The sequence below is a fragment of the Paenibacillus radicis (ex Xue et al. 2023) genome, from assembly GCF_024722015.1.
Classification (GTDB): domain Bacteria; phylum Bacillota; class Bacilli; order Paenibacillales; family NBRC-103111; genus Paenibacillus_S.
Genome location: NZ_JANQBD010000007.1, coordinates 1 through 14,486 on the forward strand (window position 1 = coordinate 1; position 14,486 = coordinate 14,486).

Here is a 14,486-nt window from a genome sequence, read left to right on the forward strand (position 1 = left end):
TGTTTTTCAACAAATTTTATCGCATTCGACTCCATGTCACAGCGTTTATGAATAGAATCAACAAGTATCCTCAGGATACCATCGATCGGTTACTTATTCAGTTATAATGTTAAGTGCGTTTTATATAATTCTTTTTTCCGTCCCGTTAATTGGGTTGGGTTGGGTTGGGTTGGGTTTGATTTGAATTTGAATTTAGCTTGAAATTGGATATGAGTTTAGGTTGAGTTTAAATTGAATTGGGATTTGTGTTTGGGGTTTGAGTTTTGGAATTTGAACTTGGATTTGAATTTGGATTTGAATTTGGATTTGAATTTGGATTTGAGTTTAGATTGAATTGGGAATTGGAGTTTGAGTTTTGGATTTAAGTTTGAGAGTAGCTTTAGAACGTTTAATGTCAAGAGTAAACTGAAGACTCAGTTCTCGTGTGATGTCGAGAAAAAGTTATGTAGGGGTAAGCAAGGGCTTACCCCCAAGATATCAAAGCTTGCTGATCAAAAAGAGCTCTCCGCACTATTTCTTAAATGCGATAACCAGTTCCACCCGGATTCCTTCCATTTATTTACTATATAAATGATATTATTCAATTCAAACAGAAATAAGAAAAGCTTCTGATCGAAGCCCTCTCGAGGAAGATACATTCGTGTCTTAGCCGTAGCTTTTCTTGCAATATTAGAATGGTGAACCTCCGGCCCAAACTTATACTAATATTATCAGAAACCCGCTTACAGCCTTTCCAGCGCGCGCAAATCCCGAGCGCCTTACGGATAGCGCACTAAAGGCCGCTCAAACCCGACTCAGTTATCGCACCTTACATTCGTGACGGTTATTATCTCAGCAAGGAGCAGCCAATAATTTGCGATACAGCCCACTAATATCATCCAGTCCTAGAGGCTTGGGATTATTATTTAAAAGACGAGTCACTTTAGACGCAGCGAGTGTCAGAGAATCGATATGCTCCTCTTGCACTCCGTAATCCCGCAAATTTTGCGGGATATTGAGCACGCGCGTCCATTCGGCGATACGCGCAACAACCGCTTCCGCCGCCCTGGAGCTCGACGGCTCCAAAGCCTCAGGCAGTTTCATTGCTGAAGCAACAACTGCCAGACGGTCTTGAATGGAATCCATATTGTATTCCACTACATGTGTTAACAGCATGGAGTTGGCTACTCCATGAGTGATTCCGAACTTGCCGCCCAATGGGTATGCAAGTGCATGCACTGCAGCAGTTCCCGAGGAGGCTAACGCCATTCCTCCATACATGGAGCCTAGCAGCATCCTTTCACGGGCCACAAGAGAACTACCATTCTCATAAACCTCCACCAAACTATCAGAAATAAGACGAATAGACTCTAGAGCGAACATATCGCTAATCGGATTAGCTTTATTCGAGATATAAGATTCAAGTGCATGCGTATAAGCATCCATTCCGGTAGCAGCAGTGATCGAGGGCGGCAAACTTAATGTCAGCACGGGATCCAAAAGCACAAGCTGCGGATACAGATGTCTGCTGACCACTGCCAGCTTCAGTTCTTCCTCCGGAAGCGTGACGATGGCGTTCGGCGTAACCTCGGAGCCTGTGCCGGATGTCGTAGGAATGAGCACCATCGGAATACCGGCTTGACCAACCAAATCCGCCCCTAACATATCGCGAATTCCACTTGAGTTTGTGAATATTACGGAAAGCAGCTTAGTTGCATCCAGCACGCTGCCCCCGCCAACCCCAATCAATACGTCGAAGCTTTCTTCAGAAAATTGATTATAAATCTCAGTTAATTGAGCCTCTGTCGGCTCAGGTTTTATGCTTGTAAACAACTGACAGCCAATCCCCGCCTGCTTCAAGTCATGTACCAAGTTGTCCAAAAAGCCTGATTTCAGAATAGAAGGCTGGGAAATAATTAATGCAGACTTAACGGTACCGATAGTTTCCCTTACATAAGATACTGTGTGCTGCGATGAGTGGCTGCCCACAACAACTTTTCCAGCCGTCTGAAATTGATACGTTTTCATTGTTTCACCCCGTTATCCTAGAAGCGATTTGTCCACACTTGGTTTAGGTGCCATTTCGGCCGCCACTCGAATCGCAGTTAACAAGCTTTGTTCATCCGCTTTATTGAGACCTGCTATATCAAAAGCCGTACCGTGATCTACGGAGGTCCTGATAACGCCTCCTTTAAGTCCCGCGGTAATGTTGACTCCTGATTCAATACCAAGCACCTTCACCGGCGCATGGCCCTGATCATGATAACATGCCACCACCATGTCAAAATCGCCTCGGACAGCGCGATAGAACAAAGTATCTGCAGGATAAGGTCCCGTCACACAAATGCCTTCCGCTTCTGCGCGTTTAATCCCGGGAATGAGCTTCTCTTCTTCTTCGCCATTTCCGAATAATCCATTTTCGCCTGCATGAGGGTTAATACCACAAACAGCGATACGCGGTGCTGACATTCCCGCCCGGACTAAAGTGTCGTGGGCAAGCTTTACGACCTTATACGTTCTTTCTGGATTGATCATTTCGATAGCCTTCAATAAACCTACATGAGTGGTCAAATGAATGACTTTCAAATTGGGTGTATACAGCATCATCGAATAATCCTCAGTATCCGTCAGGCTGGCCAATATCTCCGTATGACCCGGATATAGATGCCCACCCTTATGCAGTGCTTCCTTGTTTAGTGGAGCGGTGCATATTGCAGCAATCTGATTGCCTAAGGCTAGCTCTATAGCTTTGGCCAAATAATGGAAAGCAGCATTACCCGCCGCAGCCTGTACCTGTCCGAAAACCAAGTCCGCCGGCAGCAAATCCAAATCAACTACCTCTATGACTCCATACTCATATCTCGCTTCCGAAACATTATCAACAACCCTAACAATAGCACTGCTATTGACGATTCGAATAGCTTTCTCTATCATTTTAGCGTCGCCTATTACTACCGGCTTACAAATATCATATAAGGACTGATGCTGAAGCGCCTTCACAATAATCTCAGGGCCAACACCCGCCCCATCTCCCATCGTAATTCCAATGATCGGTTTAATCATCCAATTGTATCCCCCTGTCGTAAATGTTCGATTGCATGAAGCAGCACCTGCTCTGTACCAAACCCGCCTGCTTTTGTTATCGCATGAATGCTCGAATTGCTGCCAATCAACAGCCCTTTGGGCACACCACTTTCTACCTCATCCAGCAATTCAAATCGTAAAGCGCCCCAATGCAAGCATACTTGCTTGGCTGTATCTCCTCCGGTCATAACAACACCTTGCAGTGGGATGTGATTCATCAGGTAAACCGCTGCTTCGCCCAATGTATCCGCAACCCGTTGACTAACTGCGGTGGGATTCAGACCCAAACCTTTGCCCACTTGATTTGCCTGATCGATGTCTGCCTTATCGCCTGAACTGAATAGCACCACATCCATGCCTTCCCGCAGGGCTTGTTCCGCCTCCGCACAAATTCGGGCAACCTCCGTCTCTTTCTTCACGCTTCCTTCAACCGCAGTATAGGATTGAAGCTCGACCGCCTTAATGGAATCATGATGTTCCAACAGGAAATCCAGCTGCTTTCTGGACTGTTCGTTCACGCTGCCGACAACCAGAAGTACCGAATGATTCGGATTCGCAGCAAGCTCATCATTTTGGTCAATACTCATTGATGGAACCTCTGCCTTGAGGAACGGCACATAATTGGCTAAGCCGGCAGACCCAGCCCAAACTACATCATATCGGGTTTGCTCTAAACAATTCGCGATAGCTTTCAAATCCGCATCTGAAGTAGTATCGAATACTACATAACGAATTTGCTGGTCATAAAATAGACTGAGCTTCTGCTGCATGTAGTCGCTGCCTTCAGCTATATCCTTGTGATCGACAAGTCCAATTGTTCGGTTTGTTTGAGATTGGAGCAGCGTCGGAATATGGGATTCGCTCACTGGTGTTTTTGGATCCCTTCCTGCAGCTGTTTCATGGACAGGTTTACCGTTTACATAAAGGATGCCCTCTCTAACCAATCGGCCGCTTTGTGGAAAGGCCGGTGCAATAATAATCAAATCAGGGGCAAGTGCATCATAAACAGCATTAAGCTCTGCACCGATATTGCCTCTTAGCGTTGAATCCATCTTTTTATAAATGATTTTACAACCACGACGCCTGATATACTCAGAAGCTGCTCGGACCTCATTGTAAGCTTCTTCTTGACTAGCGGCTCTGCTATCTGTATCAATAACAATCGCTTCTAACCCAGCATCACTCATTGCAGCGGTCTCTTCCAACTTGAGAAGTACAGATGTCTTCAAACCACGGCGCGCCAACTGCACTCCCGTATCATTGGCTCCTGTCAAATCATCCGCAATTATTGCAATTTTCAACATATCACCTCAAAACTCACTTGTTTTTCATTACTCCCTCTAAAATGTAGTACATTACATCTTATTTTGCAACAATTAATTTTTAATATAATAACTTAGCGTTGTGTGTTGCATAATTAAGTGATCCATTTCATAAAATTGTTAGCTTTAACTTTCAGTTTGCTTCAGCTTCCGCCATAAAGTTGATCGGTTAATCCCGAGACGCTTTGCTGCTTTGGATTGATTCATCTCCTCTTCCTCCATAATAACTAGAATAATATCCCGCTCTATCTCCTCAAGTGTTTGATTAAGATTGATTTTACTGCTGTTCTCTTGTGTATCCGCACCATTTACAACACGGTTAATTTTCTGAGCTGCCAATAGATGTAGAGCTTCCTCCTCAATAAAATCTCCATCTGAGATTTGAACGAGCCAATCAATCGTTTCTTTAAGCTCAATGAGATTGCCTGTCCAAGGCTGCTGCAGCAGCGCATTCAACACAGAGGCCCTCATACCTACAATCTGCTTGCCAGTCGTCTCATTTGATTTAGCTATAAAGGACCGGATCAGCGTCTCCAGATCCTCGCGCCTTTCACGAAGTGGGGGAAAGAATACAGCTTTGTCTTTAATAAGCTCATACAGGGTTGCTTCCAAGTTTCCCTCACCTAATAAGACGGCCGGATTTTGTTCGAAGGACAAGATTACTTGGGCATGTGAAGCCATTATCCACGCTGCTAACGATTTTTGATGAACAGGCTCCATGTTTTCTATCCCATTCAGGTACAGTACAATCGATTCGTCCACCTGCAGCAATATATTTTGAAGTCCTTCCACAGAGCGCTTGCCCGATTTCAACAGCTCTATTTCAATGAAAAGCTTGTCTCTAACCGGCTGATCGCTTTGTATCCGAGTTAAACTCCACAGCCGTTTCCCTGTGCCTTTCTCACCATATAAGGCTATTGGAAAATCGCCATGTTCTTTGCCTATTCCCTCAGTGCCAGTGTTTGCAGCATTGTCACGTGATAAAAGAAGCGGATAACTAAGCATGTCCCCCATAGAAAAGCTTACTTTCAGTTCACTATCCATTGAAGGACGAGAGTTCGTTTTCATGTAAAAACCCGGCCCTGATTCTGTCGTAGACGGACCTGCACTCAATACAAAAGGCTGTAAAGGTTCGCAAATCGTAATAACCTCATCAAACACTACTCCTTGTTTCAAACAATCGAGTAAACGAGTGATGTTAGGATTTTGTTCGCGAAGCTCTCTTTTTGAATGTTCCGGGGATATGTCCCATTGCGAGAAGAACGTATTATTTCCATATTGAAACATGTTATTTTCGTCAAAAACAGCAAAGCCTGTGTCCAGATTATTCAGCAGTTGTTCATACAGTGAACATTTCTGCTGATACCTTTTGACGATGGTCTGCATATACCGGGCTTGCGCGAAAGCCTCCAGCACAGATTCCTTTCCCGAAGTGATGAGGACACCCTCAAGACCAAGCTCCTGCGCCATTCTTACTGTGACCGTATCTCCCAGCACCATGCTGACGCCTGTTTCCTTAGCTTTAACCAACGCTTTTCCTGCTTCATTCTCATGTTCGATAACGGTATGCTGAATCTGGATATCCATAATACGCGATACAGCAATAAATCCATCGATAATATTAGGAAATCCGATCATTTCCACTTTGGATTGGGTATCCTTTACCAACGTAATAATCCGCATGATATCATAACCAGAGACTTGAATATCAATAACCGGAATGCTGACATGCTGGCGCAATAGCCTTGCAGTTCCACCGCGGCTAATAATTACATCATATTTTCCCTCTTCAATGTGCGTGACCATCGGCAGCACCTCGGATAGATCACCTTGCAGCATGGATATCCGGAAATCTTGCAACTCTTCCTTCAAGCTAGATGTAAGTTCTATTAAACCCTTATAGGGCGCTATTACTAGTGCATGTATTTTCATCATTTATACCTCGTTGCATTTTGATACACCCATTATAAAGTTTTGATTACAAAAATAAAAGCACCTTCAAAATGAAGGTACTTTGCAACAGTTTAACCGATTATATAATTCCGTTCATCAGGACCCGAATTGGGCTTTGTGAAGCCGACTGTACACTCCGCCTGCTGCAATAAGCTCCTGATGTCTGCCCTGCTCGGTAACTCCTTTTTCCGTGACAACTACTATCCGGTCTGCATTCTTAATAGTTGCAAGTCTATGTGCAATAACTAGGGTAGTTCTACCAGCTGAAAGCTCGGCGAGCGATTGTTGAATCGCTGCTTCTGTTTCTGTATCAAGCGCTGAAGTTGCTTCGTCCAAAATTAATATCGGCGGATTTTTCAGAAACATCCGTGCTATCGCGAGACGCTGCTTTTGACCTCCTGACAGCTTAACACCACGCTCACCAATAACCGTTTCCATTCCTTGAGGCTGCTGTTTAATGAAATCCTCCAATTGTGCTCTTTTTGCTGCGTCCCAGATTTCTGCGTCGGTTGCATCCAGCTTGCCATAGGAGATATTTTCTTTAATGGTACCTGAGAATAGAAAAACATCCTGTTGGACGATGCCAATCTGTCTGCGCAGTGAGGTTAAAGTCATGTTTCGAATATCAATGCCATCTATCAGGATGCTTCCGCTGTTGACTTCATAAAAGCGCGGCAGCAAGCTGCATATCGTAGTTTTACCTGCACCTGATGGCCCTACGAAAGCAACCGTTTCTCCAGCTCGAATGGAAAGATCGATATTGCTTATAATTTTCTTTTCAGCTTCATAGCCAAAAGTAACCGAGTTAAACCGAATATCCCCGTTTAATTTCTTGACTTCGATTGCATTCGGAGCATCAGACACATCCGGTTCTGTATGAAGGATCTCCACATATCTTTTGAAGCCTGCAATACCTTTGGGATAACTCTCAATAACAGCATTAATTTTCTCAATCGGACGGAAGAAAACATTGGACAATAGCAGGAACCCAACAAAACCACCATAGCTCAGCTCGCCCTGAATAACGAACCATGTCCCACAAATCATGACGAACATCGATACCAAGCGCATCATCATATAACTGACGGACATGCTTTTGGCCATAATTTTATAGGCAAGCAGCTTTGTTTCACGAAACCGCTTATTGTTGATCGCAAACAATTCCTTCTCATATTCTTCATTGGCAAAGGACTGCACAACACGAATACCTCCAACATTATCCTCAACACGCGCATTAAAATCAGCAACATCCCCGAACAAACGGCGGTATGTAGTCGTCATTTTGCGACTGAAGAAAATCGCCAGCCAAGCCATAAACGGAATGATCAGGAACGTTAGGATAGCCAGCTTCCAATTGATAAAGAGCATTAGGATAAAAGCGCCAACCAAAGTCATAATCGCAATAAAAATATCTTCGGGTCCATGATGGGCAATTTCCCCAATTTCATTCAGGTCATTGGTAATTCTGGAAATCAAATGACCGGTTTTATTATTATCGAAGAAACGGAACGATAGCTTCTGAATATGCTCGAACAATTTTTTTCGCATATCCGTCTCGATATTTATGCCCAGCATATGTCCCCAATAAGTTACAACAAACTGCAGCACGGTATTCAAAATATAAACCGCCAGCAGCCCCGCGCAAGCCCACACTATTAACGACCAATCTTTACTCGGCAGCAGCTTGTCAACAAATTGGTGCACTGCAAGGGGAAATCCCAGCTCCAGAAGACCGGCAACAACAGCACATGTAAAATCCAAAAAAAACAGCTTCTTATAAGGTCGGTAGTAAGAAAAAAATAATTTAAGCAAACCCGATCACTCTTTCCGTTTTGAAATTAATTGGGATCAAGTACCCACTATACTCCATGTAGTCCTTGCCGTAAATCGTTAATGAAATCTCTCGCAAATTGCTGCATTTCCTTGTATAGAGGCTGGGCTTCAGGCAGATAGCATGCACCTTTTCCGAGAACGTTAGTTTCAAAATATTCCAGTGTTTGCTCTAAGCTTTGGCCTCTAGCAGTACCCGTACATAAAGATTTGACGATTAAATACGTTTTGCCGCCTTCAATCATATGAGCATCATGCAATAATTTGCCTTCCAATGATTCGGGAACCTCATCCTTCTGGGATTCCCAGGAAATCCGGATAATTTTCTCTACATAGGGCTCCTTTAATCCTTGCTGGTATAAATAATCTCTAATCAACTGCTCCTCCAAATAAATAAAACCATGAAAATAACAACCATACCTGATTAATTCATGATCCGTTATTTCAGGGTAATGTATTAATAGGCGTTGGGCGGAGTTCATCATTCTATCAATATGAGACAAGTCATGCATAATATCCTTTTTTTCGTAAAAAGGCTTTACAAATTCAATAAAATTAATATCATTAACCATTATGAAATCACCCCTCATTTGATTTTGGATTCATGCTATCCCCTGGTCCTTTCAATGATTATATCCGGTATTGCATATTTTGGAAATAAAAATACAGTTAGTGTTTTGATTCATTTCCCAGCCAGACTACTGTGGTAGTTTCAAGAAGGCTTAGATCTTTAGGCAGGAGAACCTCCTCTGTACAACAAAAAAACTCCCATCCTCATAAAGGACGAGAGTTGTACTCATGTGTTACCTCCTAGTTTTATGAATACCCCGTAGCATTGAACTCTTCAGGTACGACATTATTATGCACTCGGTATAACCGAATATTTCATTCACGATGCTCCATTACGGATAATCCAAATCTCGGACACATTCAAACGTTTGAAACCGCTGACTCTTGTAAAAGTTAGCCTAAGTTTCCCATCAGCAAAAGCCTCCTGGGGAATTGGCGATTCAATTTGCGTGCACTGGCCTTGTTTGACCAGCACATTTTCGTGTAAGACGCTTCCAGCTTGTGCGCTAAGCGTCACCTTGTAATCCCGCGATAATTCACTTGCGGTATCCCCAACATATGTAACCTTCACACTGTAAGATGATCCAGGATCCAGATGGTCATATTGAAGCGTCAACTGTGTATCGGCCAACGTATTGACATGGCGTGTTGAGGCTATCGGAGGAATAGCGCTCTTATCGATCTCCCGTTCGGTTTGCAGTAAATAAATTCCATGAGCCATTCGCGGGGATTCGAGATAGCCGGGATCATTCTCCCAGCCTTTGCCCTTATCGACCCTCTGCCATCCCTTATAGGAGCCTAAATTGTCATAATAACCGCCAGGCCCCGGGTTGGTACGATTCACAATTTGATCAATAGCATTCAGCCTATCCTGTTCGTTATCCATTTCACGGATAATAGCATTTTGAGCAGATAGCCATCTCGAATCATTCAGCGGAAAATCGATAGCATCCATAAACGCACCGCGGCCTAAGGCTATTGCCTGATGCTTGGTTACGGATAACTGTGCTCCGATGTTTTTGAACAGCTCGTCAGCCAGTTCCCAGCAGCGCTGCCGATAGGACTCGGCGACAGGATGGGTCTTCGCTCGTAATAAGGCGGCTTCCGCCTGTTCCAGCGTGACAAGTGCGCCTAGAGAAGGAGCCGATTTCAATGCGTCCATCGCCTCCAACTCCAGCTCCGTTTCGTAGATTAGCCGGCGCTTTATGTAAGCATCATAATAAGCACGGAGAAGCCCCATTTGGAAACGGTAATTGTTCAAAACTTCCGGAGGAGCCGAATGCTCTATCATCCGCCATTGATTAAAAGTTTGATCCACACCTTCATTGACCGCTAATGGCCCCTCCCAGTTTTTCTCCAGAGCTAGCAATCCTTGCGCAATCCCCTCTGTGTAAGCATCGGCTATAAAGAAGCGGGCAAATTCTCGTAATGTTTCTATAGCCTCCGTCTTCGAATCCCAGTCCTGATCACTCCATATAAATTTGTTCACATCATCGTTAATGCCTTCGGAATATGAGATATTACCGATAGCATAGGATTCGAGCAGGTTATGAATATACTTCTCAGCCAGTGGGCGCGGATTAATGCTCTCCCGTCCCAAAGTTAGTGCAAACGCCAAATCCCAATTGACAACGGGATATTGACAATGGAAATTATGAGTAATATCTTCATAGCGGCGTATCGGATATTTGTCCGGAATGCGACGGCGCAAATCCGGCAATGTAATATCCACATGAGGACCGAAAACTAAACCTCCCAACCATTCCGGTTCTTTGTCCACGTTGGCAAGAAAGCCTTCCAGCCACTTCGCTGGTTCATGCGACATCACCTGCGGTGAAATCCATAGCTTGGCTTCAGGATGATATTTCTGAAGCAGCTCCGCTACTTGTGCAGCCCATTCGAACAAGAGATCCGGCTCGAGTTCCCCCGGGTCACTCCCCGGAATAAACACAGCATGAATATGGGGAACCTTGCTGAAAATCTCCTCACGTTCCAGCAGCTCCTCACGAATCGTTGCCGGATCCGCATAATTTTCAGCCATGTTAGGATACCATACCCAGGTGTCGAGACCGTAAGAATCGATGATTTCCGATAATCGGATCATCATTTTCAATGGGTCCTCCTGCATTAGTGGCCCGGTCGCATCATCATCCGTCCTGGGAGGCATTATTTCGATGCTGTTTGCGCCGAATATCGCTAATTCCCGAATATATTGTTCAAATTGGGCCGATGACCAAGCATCATAAGCGTTCGTTTTGGGGCGATAGCCGAGCTGATGACCTCTGCAGGATTGACGTGGTGTACTGGATATGGATAGGTTCGCAGGTACCTGCAGCGACTGCTTCGTCAAGCTTGATTTACGCAGAAATTTGCCAATCCCATAAAGCATACCCCTTGAATCTGCGCCCACGATCAGTACGACCGTTCTTTCGTCCTTACATCCAAGAAGCCTGTACCCTTCTTTCCCTGGAAGGGACAATTTCTCAAGCTCTACCGAATAGTCCTTAACCATATCCTGTAAGGAAGCTGCCGTCCCTGCGACAATTACAGGTTGATTGTCAGCAGGCCATTCATGCGTCACAGCTAAAGCAATCCCGGTTCTTTTCTCCGTTTCTTCAATTAACACGGTTATTGCTTTAGCTTCTGCACCCTCAAGCCCTTCCGGCACTAAAAGTACAGCATCCGAAAAGTCCCATGCATCCAATCTTATATTAACTGCCTCTTGATCCGGTTTCATTTCGCATCCTCCTGCTATCCTTTTATAAGTTAAGGTTTATATATGGATTCTGTTAGTGGTATTCATTGTTTTATCCCCGAGTCCTTCTTTGATCGTCAACAGATCACGGGACATACTCTCCATAAATGCCGTCATATCAGAAGCATGAATGAACAGATTCATCCCATCCTTGCCCCATCCAATCTCCTGATCGACTCCGAAAAAATAATGGATGCCTGCGGCAACACCAGCTGCACGGGCTTTCTTAATAATCGTTTCCACTGCCTGCACGAACACAGGATGCCGGTACTGCTCTGGAACGCCAAGGCTGCAGGAAAGATCATGCGGTCCGATAAGTACAGCGTCCAGCCCAGGAACTGCAAGTATATCGTCAAGTACATCCAACGCAGGCTGGCTTTCAATGTTCACGATCAATATATGCTTACGGTTGTATTCTTCTAAATATTCAGCTAGAACCGGTTCAGCTGCTTCTGTACCGTCCAGCATGTTCTGCAGCTTCCGGCCTTTAAGCGGCCTCATTTTCACTGCCCCTCGCAAAGCCTGCACTTGCTCCACCGTTTCTACATAAGGTGCTACAATACCCTCGGCACCGGCATCCAACGCGATGGTTGCTTGATGGGGATCCGGAAACGGAATCCGGACGATCGGCGCCATTCCGAGGGCTCCATACGTACGGCACATCCAGGAAAGCTGATCCCTGTCCATGGACATATGCTCGGTATCCAGAAACACGAAATCCAAGCCCAGCTTCTTCACCTCAGCCGGCCAACGGGGAGACGTTGATATTATCAACGTTCCGTAAGCTCTGCCCCCGTCTTTCAGATGGGCCAATAATTCAGTGCTGTTCATCCTTTCATCTCCTTATAAAGGCTATTCCAAAAGCCAGCCATTGAACTTTTAACATTAAATTTTCACTTTAAAAACTGCTTTTTTTACAGGAGCCGAACCGTAAGCGGCAGCCAGACAAGGCATGTGGGCATCATCGGGATAAAAGATTACAAAGCAATGCTCCTTAACATCCACGAAGCCTCCGTCACCTTCCAGTACCTTGTAATCCTTCTCGTCCAGATGGTCTTCCGTGGTAGTTAAGTGTCCGGCATAGGCATATCCCATCCTCTCCGTACCTTCAAGCATAATCTGGATATCGATATAACTGCGATGCGCTTCCCAGAAGCCCTCCTCCTGTCTTCTCGTGTCGTAGCTTTGAATCATAAGAAATAACTCCGAGCCTTGAATCTCGTATTTACCGGGATCCATTCCATCCAGCGCATGCTCTTGTAAATATTGAAACGCTGCAGCAAATTTCCCGTTCAACCCGTAATACAGCGAAGCATTGTTAATATGATCGATAATCATCCTGTCTCATCTCTTCTCCCTGTTTATTTCAATCGTGCGTTGGCATCATTATAAATTTTCTCAATTTCCAAAGCGCCTTTGCTTTCCAACTGCTTGGCAAAATCTTCATATTCACTGAGCTTTCTTGTGCCCATGATGAACTTATCCATTTCCTGCTGAACCAGTGTATCCACCTGAGTTTTCAGCTGCTTCAATTTATCCATCTCTTCTTTGTTAAAAGGCGGATCCATTATATTTTGAAAATATCCCTTATCCTGATCCATCAATTTACTCCACTTATCCAATTCCGGCGGCGAAATAGCAATCAGCGGTTTTTCATCCACATAGGTTGCAAAGGCTAACAATCCAGTACCGAGAGCTGACTGCATGGCATGGAAAGGGTCTTTTTTATCCGTAAATTTTTGCAGGACACTGTCCAGAACGACAGGCTTGCCGTTGTCCATCTTGTAATGCTCGCCTTCTATGCCGAAGTTGGTTACCATAACTCCCTCATCGCTGTACATCCAATCCATAAATTTCACAACGGCCTTCGGATCCTTCACTTTGGAGCTGATAGCAAACATATGCCACCAATCCTTCGGATACTCGTAGTTACGCGTCTGACCTTTATCGTTTTTCAGAATGCGGATTTGCTCGAATTTAGCCTGAGGATCTTTGGCCTGCAGCGCCTTTGTAAAAGTGAGCCCAAAGGTATTGTTATCATAGTAGAACAGAGACTTACCGGAGCTTAATTTCTCCTGCCACGTTTGACCTGTATTCACCGCATAATCCGGATCCAGCAGCTTCTCGCTGTACAGCTTGTTCAAATAGGTCAACACCGGTTTGAAATCAGCGGAGTGGGCTGGCCCGTATACATACTTGCCTCCGTTAACATCCGGATCATAGTAAGTCGGATACCCCGAACCAAGCGTATAAGCCATATAAGGTAAAAAGTTCGCAATTCCATTCCGGAAAGTAATAGGATAAGTTTCGGGATAAGCTTCCTTAAATTTTTTCAGCACTTGGTACAGCTCTTCGAATGTAGTAGGAGCCTGCAAATTAAGCTTTTTAAGCAGATCATCACGGATGAGAGGCAACTGACCGTAACGCACCTTCCATTTCCCCATAACCGGGAATCCGTACAACTTTCCATCTACCATCAATTTTTTGATCTCGGGATTTTGCTCCATCACCTTTTTAAAGTTGGGAGCAACGTCCAAATAGTCTGTGACAGCAACAAACATACCCGCTTTAGCCAAAGGAGCCGCGTCTAAGAAATTCGTTTTGGGAATACGGATAATTTCCGGAATATTATTGGTTGCAAGCAAGGTTTGCACCTTTTCCGCATAATTCGTGTCAGGGGAAGGCTGAAGCTCGATTTTGACATTCGTCTTCTTAAATATTTCTTGTATAGAAGGAGAATCTGTTACGATAGGCTGGGATGCACCATCGGGCAGCATAACCTTTAGGGTCATGGGCTGGTCGAATAGCTTGCCGCCGCTCGGAGTTTTGGTTTCCGCACTTTTCTGCCCGGGTCCTTCCGCTTTTTGTGACCCTGCGGGGGGCGTACCTTGCGTGCTGCAGCCTATTAACGCGGCCCCGGTTAACACCATACTTGAAATTAAGGAGATCACTTTTTTCTGTTTAGCGGCCATATATTTTCACTCCGTTTCCTA

Annotated in this window: 10 protein-coding genes; all 10 read right to left on the reverse strand. The window is 44.7% G+C overall.

What is annotated here, in order from left to right; all coding sequences use genetic code 11:
• Positions 1 to 831: 831 nt before the first annotated feature.
• The gene (locus tag NV381_RS10745) at positions 832 to 2,007 is read right to left on the reverse strand and encodes an iron-containing alcohol dehydrogenase (RefSeq protein ID WP_258213284.1); all 1,176 of its coding nucleotides are present in this window, start codon (positions 2,005 to 2,007) and stop codon (positions 832 to 834) included.
• A 12-nt stretch (positions 2,008 to 2,019) separates the two neighbouring features.
• Positions 2,020 to 3,039 (reverse strand): 4-hydroxythreonine-4-phosphate dehydrogenase PdxA, encoded by a 1,020-nt coding sequence (gene pdxA / locus NV381_RS10750; RefSeq protein WP_258213541.1) that lies wholly within the window; start codon positions 3,037 to 3,039, stop codon positions 2,020 to 2,022.
• The gene (locus NV381_RS10755) at positions 3,039 to 4,367 is read right to left on the reverse strand and encodes a four-carbon acid sugar kinase family protein (RefSeq protein WP_258213285.1); all 1,329 of its coding nucleotides are present in this window, start codon (positions 4,365 to 4,367) and stop codon (positions 3,039 to 3,041) included. The genes pdxA and NV381_RS10755 overlap by 1 nt, the downstream gene beginning before the upstream one ends.
• 144 nt (positions 4,368 to 4,511) lie before the next feature.
• Complete coding sequence (locus NV381_RS10760) at positions 4,512 to 6,320, reverse strand: sigma-54-dependent transcriptional regulator (protein WP_258213286.1); 1,809 nt, start codon at positions 6,318 to 6,320, stop codon at positions 4,512 to 4,514.
• 114 nt (positions 6,321 to 6,434) lie between these two features.
• Positions 6,435 to 8,150 (reverse strand): ABC transporter ATP-binding protein, encoded by a 1,716-nt coding sequence (locus NV381_RS10765; RefSeq protein WP_258213287.1) that lies wholly within the window; start codon positions 8,148 to 8,150, stop codon positions 6,435 to 6,437.
• A 47-nt stretch (positions 8,151 to 8,197) separates the two neighbouring features.
• On the reverse strand, positions 8,198 to 8,740 hold the full coding sequence (locus tag NV381_RS10770; protein ID WP_258213288.1) for a hypothetical protein: 543 nt from the start codon (positions 8,738 to 8,740) through the stop codon (positions 8,198 to 8,200).
• 317 nt (positions 8,741 to 9,057) lie between these two features.
• Complete coding sequence (locus NV381_RS10775) at positions 9,058 to 11,475, reverse strand: hypothetical protein (protein WP_258213289.1); 2,418 nt, start codon at positions 11,473 to 11,475, stop codon at positions 9,058 to 9,060.
• Between the two features lie 36 nt (positions 11,476 to 11,511).
• Positions 11,512 to 12,324, reverse strand: coding sequence for an HpcH/HpaI aldolase family protein (locus tag NV381_RS10780; protein ID WP_258213290.1), 813 nt, complete (start codon positions 12,322 to 12,324; stop codon positions 11,512 to 11,514).
• 54 nt (positions 12,325 to 12,378) lie between these two features.
• Positions 12,379 to 12,831 carry a YhcH/YjgK/YiaL family protein gene (locus tag NV381_RS10785; RefSeq protein WP_258213291.1) on the reverse strand — a complete coding sequence of 151 codons (453 nt, stop codon included), beginning with the start codon at positions 12,829 to 12,831 and terminating at the stop codon, positions 12,379 to 12,381.
• A 23-nt stretch (positions 12,832 to 12,854) separates the two neighbouring features.
• Positions 12,855 to 14,465, reverse strand: a complete 1,611-nt coding sequence (locus NV381_RS10790; RefSeq protein ID WP_258213292.1) for an extracellular solute-binding protein — start codon at positions 14,463 to 14,465, stop codon at positions 12,855 to 12,857.
• Between the last annotated feature and the right edge of the window lie 21 nt (positions 14,466 to 14,486).

Coding starts and splice junctions, on each gene's coding strand:
- NV381_RS10775 (WP_258213289.1), bottom strand. CDS start 11,475: ATGAAACCGGATCAAGAGGCAGTTAATATAAGATTGGATGCATGGGAC.
- NV381_RS10780 (WP_258213290.1), bottom strand. CDS start 12,324: ATGAACAGCACTGAATTATTGGCCCATCTGAAAGACGGGGGCAGAGCT.
- NV381_RS10790 (WP_258213292.1), bottom strand. CDS start 14,465: ATGGCCGCTAAACAGAAAAAAGTGATCTCCTTAATTTCAAGTATGGTG.
- NV381_RS10760 (WP_258213286.1), bottom strand. CDS start 6,320: ATGATGAAAATACATGCACTAGTAATAGCGCCCTATAAGGGTTTAATA.
- NV381_RS10785 (WP_258213291.1), bottom strand. CDS start 12,831: ATGATTATCGATCATATTAACAATGCTTCGCTGTATTACGGGTTGAAC.
- NV381_RS10745 (WP_258213284.1), bottom strand. CDS start 2,007: ATGAAAACGTATCAATTTCAGACGGCTGGAAAAGTTGTTGTGGGCAGC.
- NV381_RS10770 (WP_258213288.1), bottom strand. CDS start 8,740: ATGGTTAATGATATTAATTTTATTGAATTTGTAAAGCCTTTTTACGAA.
- NV381_RS10755 (WP_258213285.1), bottom strand. CDS start 4,367: ATGTTGAAAATTGCAATAATTGCGGATGATTTGACAGGAGCCAATGAT.